Source organism: Sphingomonas sp. C3-2 (assembly GCF_033025475.1).
Lineage (GTDB): Bacteria > Pseudomonadota > Alphaproteobacteria > Sphingomonadales > Sphingomonadaceae > Sphingobium_A.
The window spans coordinates 1,633,071-1,650,000 of sequence record NZ_CP130322.1; the positions used below are offsets into that span (position 1 = coordinate 1,633,071).

Genomic DNA, 16,930 nt, shown 5'->3' on the forward strand with positions numbered 1-16,930 from the left:
CGTAAGCGTAACCCGAGCGTAATCAGGAGGAATCGTTGAGCGACGACGCAGCCGACAACAAGCCCGAATTTCAGGAAGAAACCACCGAAAAGCGCGGAAAATCCGGCCGCTGGGGCGCCGCCGGCGTCGGCGCGGCAATCGGTTCGGCCGCCATCGTCGCCGCCCTGCTCTATGCCAACCGCGCCAAGGTGAAGGACAAGCTCACCCAAAAGGGCAAGGTCAACGAAACCGACTGATCGGTTACCGGCCGGTTAGAAAAAGGGCCTTGCCGTCACATTCGGCAAGGCCCTTTTTTCATGGCTTATCGCGCCGCCGCGCGCCAGCGGCGCAGCGTCAGCGCGTTGAGGATCACGCTCACGCTCGACGCCGCCATCGCCGCCCCCGCGATCACCGGGCTCAGATAGCCGAGCGCGGCGAGCGGAATGCCGACGATGTTGTAGATGAACGCCCAGAACAGCCCCTGGCGGATCTTGGCATAGGTGCGATGCGAAATGTCGAGCGCATCGGCCACCAGCCGCGGGTCGCCGCGCATCAGCGTGATTCCGGCCGCGTGCATCGCGACATCAGTGCCCGTCGACATCGCAATCCCGACATCGGCCGCCGCCAGCGCGGGCGCGTCGTTGACGCCGTCGCCCACCATCGCCACCGTCCGCCCGGTCGTGCGCAGCTTGCCCACCGCCTCGGCCTTGCCGTCGGGCAGGACGTTGGCGAACACCTCCGCAATACCAAGCGTTCCCGCCACCGCCTTGGCCGCGCCTTCATTGTCGCCGGTCAGCATCACCGCGCGCACGCCCCTGTGCTGCAACGTCGCCACCGCCTGAGCCGCCACCGCCTTGGGTTCGTCGCCAAAGGCCAGCAGCCCGCACAGCCGCTTTTCGGGGGCGATCTCCGCCAGCCACGAAATCGACCGCCCCTCATCCGCCAGTGTATCGGCGCGCGCCTGCAGCGCCCCCGTTTCGATCGCGTTCTCGGTCATCAACCGGCTGCTGCCGAGGATATAGGTGCGCCCACCGATCACCGCCTGCACGCCGCGCCCGGGCAGCGCCTGAACATCGCCGGCCGGGGTCACCGCCAGCCCGCGCGCCTGTGCGGCGTCCACCACCGCACGCGCCAGCGGATGCTCGCTCCCGCTCTGGATCGCGGCGGCGATCTCCAGAAACGCTGCATCGTCCATGCCCTGTGCGGCCGGGGCATCGACCAGCACCGGCTTGCCCTCGGTCAGCGTGCCGGTCTTGTCGAACGCCACCAGATCGACGCGGTGCGCCACTTCCAGCGCTTCGGCGTCCTTGATCAATATCCCCGCGCGGGCCGCAACACCGGTGCCCGCCATGATCGCGGTCGGCGTCGCCAACCCAAGCGCACACGGGCAGGCGATGACGAGCACCGCGACCGCATTGAGCACCGCCACGTCGACGCCCGCACCCGCCACCATCCAGCCGATAAAGGTGATGGCAGCCACCGCCAGAACCACGGGCACGAACACCGCACTCACCCGATCCACCAGCCGCTGGATCGGCGCCTTGGCGCCCTGCGCGCTTTCGACAAGCCGCACGATCTGCGCCAGCATGGTTTCGCTGCCGACCGCGGTCGTCTCGACAAGGATCAGCCCCTCGCCGTTGATCGCGCCGCCAACGACCAGGCTGCCCTTGGCCTTCGCCACCGGCAGGCTCTCGCCCGTCAGCATCGATTCATCGACGCTCGACGCGCCCTCGACGATCCGTCCGTCGACCGGAATGCGCTCACCCGGGCGGATGCGGACAAGGTCGCCCTGCCGCACGCTTTCAACACCCACCTCGCGCTCGGTGCCCCCGGCATCGACGACGCGCGCGGTTTCGGGGCGCAGCGCCATCAGCGCGCGGATCGCCGCGCCCGTCTGGCGCTTGGCGCGGCTTTCCAGCCACTTGCCGAGCAGCACCAGCGTGATGACGACGGCCGAGGCCTCGAAATAATAATGCGCCGCGCCGTGATGCGCCGCCGGCACCGCGAGCTGATAGACGCTCAGCCCATAGGCCGCGCTCGTCCCGATCGCGACGAGCAGGTCCATATTGCCCGTGCGCGCCTTCACCGCACTCCACCCCGCGCGGTAGAATCGCGCGCCCAGCCAGAACTGTACCGGCGTTGCAAGCAGCCACTGAACCCATCCCGGCACGTCGAGCGTAATGCCCAGCGGTGCAAGGAGCATGGGAAGCACCAACGGCAGGGTCAGCACCGCGCCGATGATGACATGCGACAATGCGCGTCTATCGGCATCGTGCCAGACCTGCTCGGCCGCCACTTCCCCGCTCGGCGCATCGCTGCGCGGCGTCGCCGCATAACCCGCCTTGGCGATCGCCTGTACCAGCATATCGGGCGTCACGGTCGTGAAGTGAGAGATTTGCGCGGTTTCGCTCGCCAGATTAACGGTCGCGCTGAGCACCCCCGGCACTACTGCCAGCGCGCGTTCGATCCGGCCGACGCACGAGGCACAGCTCATGCCGGTGATCGTCATCTCGCTGGTGGTGATGCCCGGCGTATAGCCCGCGCCCGCAATCGCGTCGGCGATCGCCTGGCCGTCCGCCGCGCCGTCCTCCAGATCGATCTCGGCCCGTTCGCTGGCGAGGTTCACCACCACGCTGCGTACGCCCGGCACCACGGCCAGCGCGCGCTCGATCCGGCCGGCGCACGACGCGCAGCTCATCCCCTGCACCGGCACCGCGAGATGCCCTCTGGCCTCCCTGCTGCCTGCACTGCGTTCGGTCGTTTGCACGTCCATTGTCCGGCTCCATCCTGTGTGTCGCCGCCCCTTGTGCATCCTGACATCATGTCAAGGTCAAGGCTCCCTATGCCTGTTCCAAACGCATCGCCGACCGGTTCGGGCACAGCGCGACACTCACGGCATCGTCACGTCGCCTTTGCTGCGCAAAAACGCATGAAAAAAGCCGCCGGAAGACTGGCTCCCGGCGGCTTTGTCGTCCCTTGGATAGGGATCAGAACTTGCCGATGATGTTGAAGAAGAAACCCTTCTCGTCATAGCTCAGGTCAGTCAGGTCGTCCGAATAATCGGTGAAGTTATACCCGACGCCCAGTTTCACATTATTCCCGACATGGCGGTACACGCCAACGAGCGCGCCCAGACGGCTGTCATCGGCTTCGCTCACCGACAGCTGCCGCATCTCGACCAGCAGGTCCCATTTCTTGACGATGCGGTAATCGCCGCGGATCGCCCAGAAGGTTGCCTTGCTGTCGAACCACGGCGCGGTGCCGTCGCGCGATGCGCGCAGTTCGCCCACACGGTGCGCCACCTTCGCGCCGAGCGCAAAGCGCGGCGTGATCTGATAGGTGCCGTCGACCGCCACGATATGGCTGCGCTGGGCATAATCGATGTTGAGGCCCATGCCGTCGACCTGTGCGGGCGAAGGCAGATCATAGAGATAGGTATATTTGGCGAGCAGGTTGAACGCATCGGTCTTGACCGAGCGATAGGCTGCCGCCACCGCCATCTCGTAATAATCGGCATCCAGCGCCGCCGACTGATCGGCGTTCGAGATCGAGAAATTACCCTTGGCGAACAGGCGCAGCGCCTCGGTAGCCTTCCAGGTCGCCAGGTTGCGCGTCGCCCAGGTCTTGCGCTTGCCGAGCGAACTGCTGTCCTCGGTCCGATATTCGAGCGCGGTGCTCCAGCGCAGGCGCTCGCCACCGTAATCGACGTTGCCGCCGATCACCTCGCGCTTGATGTCCGCGCCCAGCGCGTCCTCAAGCTTGCCGGTTTCATAGCGCGTGCCGAAAGTCCATCCATCGAACGGCGTGAAATCGACACCATAAGCCTGGGTGAAGCCGACCGGCCCGGTGCCATGTTCATACCGCCCCTCGGCAAAGACCGAGGTGGTGGTGTTGAAGCGATAGCGCGTCCCCGCGGTCAGGCGGCCAAGGCGGCCGGTGTTGAACGCATCGGGGTTTTCGCCGGCCAGCGCATAGCTGGCATAAAGCGAACCACGATCGCCGAGCGAATAATTCGCGCCGGCATCCGCGCCAAAGCCCAGATCGCCCTCGGATACCTCGCCCTTCAGCGTCAGCCGATCCGAAATCGCCATGTCGCCCTGCAGGCCGTACCGGTCATTCTCAAGCCGTCCGCCGCTTCGCTCGAGCGTCTTCTGCGCAAAGCCGGCAAGCGACCAAGGGCGCGATTTCTCGTCGTCCTTCTCGTCGACATTCGCCGCGTTGCGATAGCCGAAGCTCACCGCCGCGTCGGTCCGCGCGCCCGTCTGGTCGCCCGTGGCGATCATCGGGGAATAGGCGGACGCCTGGCCTTCCTGCTTGTTCGAACGCACGCCGACTGCGCCGAACCAGCCATCGGCCACTTCGTGGCGCAGCCCGATTTCGGCGGTATGCCGTTCGGTCAGATTGCCGTCGACGAAATCGGCCTTGCCCTTGACCGTCGTGTTCTTGGCGATCTTGGTGTCCACCTGCACGCCGAACTGGTCGAGCCCTTCGCCAAAGGTCAGCTCGCCCGGGCCCGAAAAGCCCGCATCGCGGTGGCGCCAATAGCCGGCCACCGCGCCGCGCGCATCACCGCCCAGATCGGCGAGATCGGCGGCGAACTCCACGGTCATCGCATCGGCATTGTTCGCCTCGGTCGCAACATTGGTGAAGTCGTAACCGCCCGTCGACGAAAAGAGCGAATTGCCCATGCCATTGGCGCGCGCGAATTCGGCCTTCACATAGGTGCCGGGCTTGTAACGCAGCGTGATATCCGCGCCGTACAGATCCTGCGACGCCTGATCCTCACCCTGGCTATAGGCGCTCGCCCCGATGCGGACATGATCGCCCAGCCAATGCTGCGCACGGCCGCCCACGGTGAACGCATCGAGACGCGTCAGCCCCGGTGCATATTCATAGGTCGCGACCAGCCACACCGGATTGCCCCGGAGCGACGACTGGTGGACGAACATGCTCGAATCCGCCGTGATCGGCAGCGCGTTGCGCAGCAGGATCCGGCCCTGGATGTAGTTCACCTCGTAATCGCGCGCCGCGATCAGTTCCTTGCGTTCGATCACCAGCCCGGAATCGCGGTCGCGCACTTCGGCAAAGATCCGCTCCGAACCCGGCGCGATATCCTGGTTGCCGAAATAATAGACCGAGCCGCCGGTCGAGGCGAATTCCTCGCGGCTGCCGATCGTGCCCGGATCGGCGGCAAAGCCGGTGATCTCGGTGCGGCGTTCGCCAAAGCTGGTGCTCTCGGCATTCTGCCAGGCGGCCTTCGCCCCATAGAGGCTGCGCTGGTAGCGGATCAGTTCCGTACCGTTCAGCTGGGTCTGGAAGTTACCCCACATCGCCTCGGCATTGTCGCTCTCTGCACGGACGTAGAAACGGCCATAGGTCGGCGCGTCCTCGACGGTCGTCGAGTCGTCGCCGTAGATCGGATAGTGCCGCTCGGGGTCGAGACGGCGGAGCAGCGAGCGCGGGTCCTTTTCGTCGAACTGGTCGAACAGGTCAGACAGCTTCTGCTCGCCCGTGTCGGCCGACGCGGTCAGGCGCCAGCGATTGGAAATCCGGCCCTTATAGTAAAAGGCCAGACGCCCATCGACATAGTCGCGGCGATAGTCCGCATCGTCGCCCTGCATCGCGTTCTTCGCGGGATCGAAGCTGCGATGGCCACCGGTGATGTCGACGATCGCCACCAGGAACTGATCCCGTTCGGGCAGGTCGACCGCGCGGCGGAACAGCTGCGGCGCCTCCCCCGGACGCGCCACCTCGATCGCGATCTCGTGCGCACCCGAAGGCTGGATCTGCTGGAACACGAAGCCGCCCGCAGGATCGACCGGCACGTTCATCCCGAACACCGACACGCGCGCATCCGGGCTGCCGGCATTGCCGCTCACCGTGATGGTGGCGCCGTTCACGGCGATGTTGCCGGTGGTGCGCTGGTTGTCGAACACCGGCCCCGTGCGGACGTCCTTGTTGGTCGTCACGGGGGCCGTGGTCACGCGCAGCGTCTGCACCGCAGTTTCGTCGAACCGGCCCTTGGCGTCATAGACGCGCAGGATATAGCGCAGCGACCGCTCTTCATCGCCGTCCGCCGTCCAGAGGATCGGTTCGCCAAGGCGCACCGGGATCACCGCCTGCGGCGTCGCATCGGCGTTCTGGCGAGGTTCGAACAGGCGCAGTTCGGCCTTTTCGATCAGTGAGGCGTAGTTGGTGTTCACGAAGAACGCCATGCTCTCGCCGCGCGAGACGACGGGCTTGGCCGCCACCACGCTCAGCATCGGCACCGCTTCGAGCGCGGTCACCTGAACATTGATGCCCGATCGCGCCAGATCAAGGTCGGTTGCACGCTGGCGATCGGCGGCGTTGGGCATATCGCCCTCGGCCGACGGTACGCCGTCGACGCTGAGGCGGAACGCCTCGGCATGGCCGGCATCGCCGCGTTCCAGATTGGGCGCGACACCCCGGCGCTCGACGATGCTGTCGTCGACCAGCGGGCCGCAGCGACGATCGGTATCGTCGCCGCAATAGGCCGGGCTATCCTTCAGGCTTTCCTCGTCCTGCGCCCAGGCGGCTGGTGCCGCCGGGAGCGCGAAGACCGAGACGCCGAGCGAGAGGCCGGCGATCAGCCGGCGGGATGCGCGGATCATTTCGCGCCTCCCTGTGCTGCGACGGGGCCGGCGACGATCTCGTCCTCGATCACGAGGCGGTAACGATCGCCATCCTTCTTCCAATTATCCTTGATCATGTTCTTGAGCGCTTCGATGCGCCGTTCGATCAGTCGCGCGCCTTCGCCCTTGTCGGCATAGGCAATGCGAAGAACCGACGGCTTTTCAGCCAGAGTTTCCGCCATGGCGATCACCTTCGCCACGAAGTCGGCACGAACCGCTTCGCCGTCGAATGCATCGCCATTGATGTCGAGCCGCACGACCCGGTGAACCGCCGCGCCGAAGTTCAGCTTGGCGAACTTGCCGCGGGTCAGGCGCACCGTTTCCGGGTTGCCCGTCGTCATGCGGTAGCCGTTCGGCAGGGTCCGCGTGTCCAGCTTCAGGATGAAGTTGGAACCACGGTCCTCGTTCGGGATCATCGGGCAGGTGACGTGGTAGCGCCCCTGCGCGTCGGAGGTGATGAGCAACCCGCGCGCCGATGCCAGACGGACACCGCCGAGACCGGGCTCCCCGTCGTCCTGCACGCCATTGGCGTTACGGTCGTCGAAGATCTTGCCGAGGATGTCGGTGCAGTCGAAGTCGGGGTCCGGAATGATCCGGACGGTCGCTTCGGCCACGTTCGACACCACGGTATCGACAATCGCATTGACCGCGAACGCGTTGTTGGTGTGCTCGCCTTCACCCACGCCCGAACCGACCACCAGGATCAGGTCGACACGCTTTTCCTGGCCAGCCACGAACTGCTGGTCGGGCCAGTTGAGCATGCGGCCCGCCTGCACAGGCTCGGTCGGCACGCCGTCCACGGTGGCGCTGCCTTCGCGGTAGCGGAAGCCAGCGGGCACGCGGTCGGTGATCGTGATCCCCGTGATCGCGCCGGCAAGCGTGTTCCGTGCGGTGATGCGGTACGGCACCAGCTGGCCACGGGTCACGTTCACCATCGGCGTGGTCTTGGTGACCTCGATCGCGCCCTCAAGGATCGGGTCGATCGGGATGTTGTTGTTGATCACATTGGCCGAGACACCCGGCGTCAGCGTAAAGCCCAGATAATAGGCGGTGCTGAGCGAACCGGTCGAGCACACCTGCGCAGCGGACTGCGGCGGGGCCGAGTTGCTGAGCGAGATGAGCATCGGATCAGGCGTCGAACCCACCGCGAACGGCCCCACGCAAGCGGGAATAATGCTCGACGGCTGGATCGGGTTATAGCTGCCATTGGGCGGTGTCACGGCCAGCGCATAGTCACCTGCGGGCGCTCCGGGGAGCAGCAGGAACTGATAAGCGCCGGTCGCATCGGTCGTCTGCGCGGCATTGCCCGCACCGCCGAGCAGATGGATCGCCGGATCGAAGCCCGCCGGGCCCGTGATACGAACGACCGCACCCGCCACCGGAACACGACGCACCGAGTCATAGACCACGCCCGAGGGATCGAGCGGCAGCGACTGCTGGACCACGTTCTTGCCCGGCTCAAGCGTCAGTTCGGTCAGCTGGCCGCCAACCACGCTGGCACCGCCCGGGTTGTTCGGGCCGACCACGCCATTGGGTGCGGTCACGCCGTTCTCGTTCGGACGCGCACCACCGAAGACCGCATCATTTTCAGGATTGCGGAATTCGAGGCGATAGCCCGTGCCCGGCGGCACATCGGCAAAGCTGTACTGGCCATCCGCACCCGTGACGGTGGATGCAATCGGCGTGTCGCCGAGGAACAGATTCACCGTCCAACCGGCACGGCCATCCTCACCAGGACCGCGTGCGCGGTCATGGTCGGCGTCGAACCAGACGCTGCCCGAAAGCTGGGCATTGTCGCCGCGCTCGCCGAACAAATAGCCGGTCGCATCAGTCGCCGGGGCCAGCACGATATTGGTGATCTGGTCCCCATTGGCGGGCGTGCCACCGGCCGTGCCGGGGGTGTCCGCACCGTCATCATAGCCCTGGGGCTGCGTTTCGGTGATCGTGTAGCTGCCGCCCGGAAGGTCGGTGAAGCTATAGCTGCCATCGGGGCCGCTGGTCACGGTCTGAGTAACGGCATTGCCACGCGCATCGGTGCCCGTGAGCGTCACGGTCACGCCCGTGATCGCCGGTTCGCCCGGATCGCGACGGCCATTGCCGTTGGTGTCGTTATAGACACCGCCCGCAATCGAGCCCGTCCGTTCGCCGAAATTCACCGGGGTGATCGGGCTGCCGGTGTTCACCTCAACAGGCACGCGGTTGCCCGGATTTTCCCGGCCCTCGCCATAGCCTGCGGGCTGCACCTCGACCACGGTGTAGCTGCCCGCTTCGAGGTGGTCGAAGCGGTAGCTGCCATCGGGGCCGGTTACCGTGGTGGTGACAAGATTGCCCTGTTCGTCGAACAGCTGGATCTCGACACCCGGGATCGGGGTTTCGCCCGGATCCTGCACGCCATTATTGTTGGTATCGACATAGACGGTGCCGGTCAGGCCTTCACCGCGCTCGCCAAAGCCATAGCCGGTCGCATCGGTGCCAACCGGCAGGACGATGCCGCTGATCACGTCGTTGCCGACCGTGCCGCCCGTCGTGCCCGCGCTGTCCTTGCCATCCGAGAAACCGTCAGGCTGGGTTTCGGTAATCGTGTAGGTGCCCGAAAGCACATCGTCGAACACGAAGGCGCCATTGGCGTCGGTCGTCGTGCTCCGATCCACCGGCTTGCCTGCATCGTCGGTGCCCGTCAGGCGAACGGTGACGCCGGCAATACCCTTTTCACCAGGCTGCAATACGCCGTCGTCCGAACCATCGACGAAAACATTGCCGCCGATCGTGCTGACGGTTTCGGCAAAGTCGATCGACTGTGCGCTGCCCGCCGTCACGTTGACGTTGACGCTGTTGGGCGAGGAGGAGCCATAGCCTGCAGGCTGGACTTCCTCGACCGTGTAGCTGCCACCCGGCAGATCGGTGAAGCTGTAGCTGCCATCGGGGCCGGTGGTGGTCGTCTTGATCACCACGCCGTTCTGGATCAGCTTGATGGTAACGCCGCCAATGCCCGGCTCGCCGCCTGCATCCACTCCGTCACGCTCGACATCCTTGTACACGCGGCCCGAAATGGTGACCGCCCGTTCGCCGAAGTCATAGCCGTCGCCATTCGTGCCCGGGGTAAGCGGGATGTTCGAAATGGTGTTGGTCGGCGGCGTGCTGCCAAAGCTGCCATTGTTGACTGTACCGCCCGGCGTGCCCGCGCCTTCCTTGCCGTCCGCATATTCGGTCGGCTGGGTTTCGACGAGCGTATAGGTGCCCGAAGGAACGTCCTCAAAGCTGTAGCGGCCGTCCGGTCCTGTCGTGACAGTGCACGACAGCGCGGGGTTGAGCGATGCGCGCAGGGTACAGATGTCCTGCCCGTCATCGGTGCGGCCGCTCAGTTCGACCGTCACGCCGGGGATGCCCGGCTCATCCGGCTGGCGGATGCCATCGTCGTTGCCGTCGATATAGCTGCCGCCCGCAAGACGGCCCGCGCGTTCACCGAACGCATAGTTGGTGCCAAGCTCACCCGGCTGCAGAACGATGCCGGTGATCTTGTCGTTGCCCGCGGTGCCGCGCACGTCGCCATTGACGCCGCCTGCAGTGTCCTTGCCGTCGGCATAGGCCGAAAGCGGCGCGCTCGACTGCGCCTGCTGGGTGATCGTATAACCGGTCGCATCGGCACCCGGCACGTTGAGGAAGGTGAAATTGCCTGCCGCGTCGGTGACCGCTTCGCAGTCGATGAAATCGCAGACATTCTGTCCGCTCGCGGTCGTGCCCGAAAGCGTCATGGTGACGCCGGGAATACCGATCTCACCCGCTTCGCGCACACCGGAATCATCGCGATCGACATAGACATAGCCCGTGAGGCCCTGCCCGTTTTCACCGAAATTATAGGTCGATGCCGTGGTGCCAGCGGTGATGACGATGTTGGTGACCGACAGGTTGCCGCTGCCAACCGCCGCCGAATTGGCGGTGTTGACGCCGCCCGACGAACCACCGGCCGAACCGATATAGGCACCGGTGTGCGTGAGGCCCGGCGGGGGCGTTTCGGTGAGCGCATAGGTCCCCGGACGCAGCACCTGGCACTGCGCCGAAGCCGCACCTGCAACCGGGAAGCTGTACGCACCCGTCGCATCGGTGGTGACCGAGCAATCGATCGCTTCACCCAGATCGTTGGTACCGGTCAGGCGGAGGATCGCATTGGCGATGCCGGTGCTTTCGCCGGCGTCCTTCGTCGCGTTCGCATTGGGGTCGAAGAAGACCACACCCGACAACGTCGAGCTGGGCAGTTCGCCGAAGTTACGCTCGGTCAGGTTCTGCCCGGCCGAAACGACACCGATCACGATGTTCTCGGGTGCTGCGCGGCCGCCCGAATTCGCAACCACCACGCCCAAGCCATTGCTGTCGAGCCCGTCGGACGCGCCATTGGGCTGAAGCATCTGGGTCACGGTGTAGCCATCGGTGTTCGACGGCGCCACGCCCGTGAACTGATAACGGCCATTGGCGTCAACGACCGTGGTCAGGTTGACCGCATTGCCGGCATAATCGGTACCGGTCAGGCGAACATGCTGGCCCGGCGCGAAATCGGTCGGGGCAAAACCCGTTTCCCCCGCATCGCGGACGCCGTTATTGTTCAGATCGCGGTAGACATAGCCTTCGACCGATGTCGCAGCCAGTTCCTGAAAAACATAGCCGGTCGCGGCGGTGTTTGCCGGAAGGTTGATATTGGCAATAGTGTTGTACGCAGCCGTGCTCGCATAGACGCCATTGTCGACATCGCCGCCCGCACTGCCTGCAACTTCATTGCGATCATAATAATTGGCAGGCTGCGTCTCGACCAGCCTGTAAGCGCCCGGCGGCAGACGATCGAAGATATAGTTCCCGCTCGCATCGGTCACAGTCGCCGGCACGGTGACGGTATTGCCGAAAGTGTCGGTGCCCGTCAGCGCAACGGTGACGCCGCTCAGACGCTCAGCAGCCTGAATGACATTGTCGCCATTATTATCGGCATACACGCTCCCCGCGATCGACGAGCCGGTGATCTGCACGACCGCCGTCTTCTCGTCGTTCGTCGGATCGCTGTCCTTGGTGATCGGATCGCCCGAGGCGTTCTGACCGGGGGCGATCGATGCCTTGTTCGTGATGTTGCTGTTCAGCGCTCCCGAATAGGGATGCGCCGCACGCGCCTTGAGCGTGATGGTGACCGGATCGCCATTGGCGGGGAACATACCGTCGAGCGTGCAGAGCACCGTCGACGTGCCCGTGCAGCTGATACCGCTGACACTGGCGCTGCCCGCACCAACCGCCGCCGGTGCCGGCGTCGTCACCAGCGTCATACCGGCGGGCAAGGTATCGGTGACACGCACCTGCGTGGTCGGCGAAACACCATTGTTGCGCACAACGATGCGATATTCGACCGGCTCGTTGATCGACGCCGGCGACGGGCCGGCCACGGTCTTGCTCACGACTTCCAGATCGGTCGACGGCAATACCGTCGTCGTCTGGCTGCGCTCGTTATCGGCAAGATCCTTGTCCGCCTGAACAACAGTCGTGTTGTCCTGCTCGGTCGAAGTCACCTTCGCCCTGTTGCTGAAGGTCAGGGTTCCCGACGGGGCCGGGCCATTCGGCTTGAAATAGAGCCGGAAAATCACCTGCCTGCCGCTGTCGAGATGATTCTGCCCCGCGCCGCCGAGACGGCACTCGACATTCGCACCATTGGGGACACAGGTCGGCGCCGGAGGCGTGTAGAGCGTCAGACCACCATTGGCCGCGACCTTGTTCACCTCAAAACGGTCATACACCATCGTGTAGCCCGCCGGCGGTTCCGGAATATCCGTCACCACGACATTCTGCGCACGCGACGGCCCGTTGTTCCAAATGCGCACATCATAGATCAGGTCGTCGCCAAAGCGGCGCGGATCGAATTCGGGGCCGATCGGCTCCTGCTTGGTGAGCGAAAGGTTCAGTTCGGGCGCGACGACATCATGCGTCCGGGTGAAGCTGTTGTTGGCGGTGCTCGTTTCCAGCGTATCGGTCGTGATCGTCGCCGTATTCTGATGCGAGAACGGGAAACCGGTCATCGCCCCGCCGAACGGCAAGCGCGCGCGCACATCCTGAAAGATCTGGAAATTCTGATTGCGGTTGAGCGTACCCATCGGACACGAAATCGTACCCGTGGCATCGTTCTTGGTGCAGGTAACCCCACCCTTGGTCGTGCTCGGCTCGCCAACAAGCTCGAACCGCGTCGGATCGATCACATCGGTCACAACAACATTGGCGGCCGGGTTCGGGCCAAGATTGCCGACAGCAATCGTGTATTTGGCAACAACACCAACCCGCGCCGGGGACGGCGAAATCGACTTGTCGCTCACGCGCACATCCGCGACCGGATTGATCGTGTAGGTCGCCTGCCCTTCATTGTTGCTCAGGTCGGATTCAGTGGTATCCGCCGAGAAGATCGTCGCCTTGTTGATATGCGTCCCGCTTTCGACCGGACGGCTCACACGAACGACCGCCGTTTGCGCCGGGCCCGACGCAAGATTGCTCATCGTCCAGGTGATGCGCCCCTGAGCGGCCGCATAGCTGACCGATCCGGTCGACACGCTCTCGGTCGCCACCGCCGTGGTAAAGCCGCCGGCATTGACGAAATTGGGCAGGGTGTCGGTCACGGTCACATTGCGCGCCGTGTCACCGCCTTCGTTGCGGGCGGTGAAGCGAAGGTAGAAATCGTTCACAGTGTCAGGAACGGTGAGGCTGCTCAGCCACGGCCCCGTCGCGCTCAGCCCGACTTCCTTTACCAGGCTGAGATCGGCCGCGCGCGTCGTCGAACGAACATTCGCGTCAGCACAATCATTGGCGGCCTTGCCATCCGCAGGCGAAGCAAGCGAATTGCCCGAGCCGCCGGTGCAGGCGGTGTTCGTGATATCGACGTCCGCCGCCGCACCCGCCTTGGTCACCAGCGCAAGCGAGATGGACTGCCCCACAGGCAACGTGCCTGCGGTTGCAATATCGCATATGATCTGGTTGCCAGTCTGGGCGCAGCTCCACGGCGCCGGTGCGGAGACAAAGCTTTCGTCCGCAGAAACCGTGTCGGTCACCCGCAGCGGTTTGCCAGGGCCATAGCTAAGAACCGAAGGACCTTCGTTCTTTACCGTGATCGTGCTGGTCATGTTCTGACCGGCAGCCACCGGATTCGGCCCCTTGGTCTTGCCAACGCTAAGATCCGCGGACGGGGCAACGACCTGAAAAACGACGGTTGCCGCGTTGTTGCCCGGATTGGCTTCCGCCAAACCGTTCGGTGGCGTGACCGTCGCCACGTTCGGCACCCCTCCGCTGGTGACGGTCGCTCCGGTAACCGGAATGTCGAAAGTCTTGCTCGCGCCCGAGGCGAGCGCACCACTGACACAACTCACCATGCGCCCGGAAAGGCTGCAGCCGCTCGGCAGCGCACCGATCGTCAGACTGGCGTCGATCGAATCCTGCACCGTGGCGGAACTGGCCGCCATTGGCCCATCATTGACGACACCAATGCGGATTACCGCAGCATCCCCCATGATGATCGTGCCCGGCATTGCCTTCGTTGCGCGAAGATCGGTGCCCGGCTCGATTGTCGTGACCACGGGCTTCGCGGCGTCGTTACCCGGTGCCGGATCGCCCACCAGCAGACTGGTCAGACCGACAAAAGCATTGTTTGTGATGGTGCCCGTCGTGGCCCGCGTGACCCGGCCAGTAACCGTTACAGGCGGATAATTGCCGCTGAGCACGGGCGCGCCCGAATAGGTGCACTCAACCCTGGTGCCGGAATGCGAACAGGACCACCCCGTGCCCGACGCCGAGCCAAATTGAAAATCGCTTGCCGGCGGCAGGTTGTCGGTCAACTTGACCGCGGCCGTTGCATTCGGGCCATCGTTCCGCGCGGTCAGCGTATAGGAAATGACACTTCCCGCTGGCACCGAATGATCGGGATCATTGTCGGTCTTAACAACCGAAAGATCGGCCCCATCCATCACCGGCGCCGCGATCGACAGAACATTGTTTGCGGGATTGGGATCCGCGATCAACGCGCTGGAAATGGTCGCCGATGTTGGCCAGGCGCCAACCGACCTTGCTTTGGCCGTATAGCTGATCGTCCGGTCGCCGCTTGGGAAACTCGCAAGATTACATGTCAGGACCTGCGAGCCGACCGCCCCCGTCAAAGTGCAGTAGGACGGATAACCACCAGCACTGACGGAAAAGCCCGCACCAATATCGATGACGACCTTGCCGTCCGCCACCGTATCCGACCCATTATTGGTCAGACGAATGTCGAACGTCATGTCCCCGCCATTGGGCACGGTCTCTGGATTGGATCGATAATCCGACACCTGAAGGTCGGCAGCAGCATGCGCCGCTCCACCGCCCAGCAACAGGAACAGGACCATTAATGGCTGCACCAACCATGTCAGGACAGTGCGATATCGGCGCCGATCAATAGACATGTAACATTGGCCCACTGTTTCCAGCAGGCTGCCCCTCTTGAATTTCAAAAAGCCCCCCCGCTCGAGGGGCGTTAATCCAATCGGTATAGGCAGTTACAAAATTAAATGAAGGATTTTATGGGATTTACAACTATTTTTGACACTGATTTACGATCCGATTTCTTTTCGAGATCGAAATTATAAATTGTTATTTAACAGTGTATTCAATCGATGAAATTTCTATCTCTAAGTGCTCAATCAAAGCCTCGAACCGGCAATTTTAGAGAAATTTACAAACTATTATTGGAGCAATGCTCAACGAGAATTGCGGATTGGCGATTATGCGGGGGATGCGCGGGCGTGAAGGAGCGCGCATTCCCGGCTGAAGGCGGCTGGCCGCGCCCAATAGCGCCACCTCGAGGGAATAGCCACATCACCGCGCCGTCGCTGGTCGCTGTGCGCCGGGCACAAAAAAAGGCGCCGAGTGGCGCCTGTGTGTGTTTGTGTGGTTGGTTGCGGGAGCAGGATTTGAACCTGCGACCTTCAGGTTATGAGCCTGACGAGCTACCGGGCTGCTCCATCCCGCGTCAACTTTGTGCTGGATCAGGAGAGGGCTGGGCCTCTTGATTGTCCTGAGGCAGCGGGGTTTGTGAATGGGTTCTTACACAACATATTGCGCGAGCTTCAAAGCCTGGCGACGACCTACTCTTCCAGTGCTTAAGCAATAGTACCATCGGCGCAGTCTGGTTTCACGGCCGAGTTCGAGATGGGATCGGGTGGGTCACAGACGCTATGGTCACCAAGCTATGAAGCCGGCGCAATATGTTGGGTTCTTGTCGATGTTATCCGTGCGTTTTCAATCATCTGGTTGAGCTTTAAATCTCATCCATCCGACAGCCCAGGGCTGTCATTGATGGTGGGACTATCAAGCGTGAATAGAGCAATTAGTACTGGTTAGCTCCATGCATTACTGCACTTCCACATCCAGTCTATCAACGTCGTGGTCTTCGACGGCTCTATGAAATCTTATCTTGAGGGAGGCTTCCCGCTTAGATGCTTTCAGCGGTTATCCCGTCCATGCATAGCTACCCTGCTGCACCGTTGGCACGATGACAGGTCCACCAGAGGCATGTTCAACCCGGTCCTCTCGTACTAGGGTCAACTCCTCTCAAATTTCGACGCCCACGGCAGATAGGGACCAAACTGTCTCGCGACGTTCTGAACCCAGCTCACGTACCACTTTAATTGGCGAACAGCCAAACCCTTGGGACCTGCTCCAGCCCCAGGATGTGATGAGCCGACATCGAGGTGCCAAACAACCCCGTCGATATGAGCTCTTGGGGGTTATCAGCCTGTTATCCCCGGCGTACCTTTTATCCGTTGAGCGATGGCCCTTCCACGAGGGACCACCGGATCACTATGACCGACTTTCGTCTCTGCTCGACTCGTCAGTCTCGCAGTCAGGCAGGCTTATGCCATTGCACTCTTGCAGACGGTTTCCAACCGTCCTGAGCCTACCATCGCGCGCCTCCGTTACTCTTTAGGAGGCGACCGCCCCAGTCAAACTACCCGCCACAGAGGGTCCCCGCACCGGATAACGGTGCTGGGTTAGACATCAGAAAACAACAGGGTGGTATTTCACCTATGGCTCCACCAAGGCTGGCGCCTCGGCTTCAAAGCCTCCCACCTATGCTACACAATTCTTTCCTAATGCCACTCTGAAGCTGCAGTAAAGGTGCACGGGGTCTTTCCGTCTAACCGCGGGTACTCCGCATCTTCACGGAGAATTCAATTTCGCTGAGCATATCCTGGAGACAGTGGGGAAGTCGTTACGCCATTCGTGCAGGTCGGAACTTACCCGACAAGGAATTTCGCTAC

4 protein-coding genes, 1 tRNA gene and 2 rRNA genes (1 of these 7 running past the window's edge) are annotated in these 16,930 nt (G+C 63.2%); 1 reads left to right on the forward strand and 6 read right to left on the reverse strand.

From position 1 onward, the window contains the following. The first annotated feature begins 35 nt into the window (after nucleotides 1-35). A complete protein-coding gene (locus QYC26_RS08040; RefSeq protein ID WP_317514867.1) occupies nucleotides 36-236 on the forward strand; it encodes a hypothetical protein in 201 nt (66 codons plus the stop codon). A gap of 65 nt (nucleotides 237-301) precedes the next feature. Here the strand turns inward: QYC26_RS08040 and QYC26_RS08045 are convergent, their stop codons facing one another. From QYC26_RS08045 to QYC26_RS08070, 6 genes are all read right to left on the reverse strand, one after another. Continuing rightward, nucleotides 302-2,752, reverse strand: coding sequence for a heavy metal translocating P-type ATPase (locus tag QYC26_RS08045; protein WP_317514868.1), 2,451 nt, complete (start codon nucleotides 2,750-2,752; stop codon nucleotides 302-304). 214 nt (nucleotides 2,753-2,966) lie between these two features. Continuing rightward, entirely contained in the window at nucleotides 2,967-6,611 is a 3,645-nt protein-coding gene (locus QYC26_RS08050; RefSeq protein ID WP_317514869.1) for a hypothetical protein, read from the reverse strand. After that, nucleotides 6,608-15,016, reverse strand: a complete 8,409-nt coding sequence (locus QYC26_RS08055; protein WP_317514870.1) for an SdrD B-like domain-containing protein — start codon at nucleotides 15,014-15,016, stop codon at nucleotides 6,608-6,610. Before QYC26_RS08055 ends, QYC26_RS08050 begins: the two co-directional genes overlap by 4 nt. A gap of 546 nt (nucleotides 15,017-15,562) precedes the next feature. Continuing rightward, nucleotides 15,563-15,639 (reverse strand) — tRNA-Met (locus tag QYC26_RS08060). Between the two features lie 102 nt (nucleotides 15,640-15,741). Further along, nucleotides 15,742-15,856: ribosomal RNA gene (gene rrf, locus QYC26_RS08065) — 5S ribosomal RNA — on the reverse strand. Nucleotides 15,857-15,976: 120 nt separating this feature from the next. Further along, nucleotides 15,977-16,930: ribosomal RNA gene (locus tag QYC26_RS08070) — 23S ribosomal RNA — on the reverse strand (it continues 1,839 nt past the right edge of the window).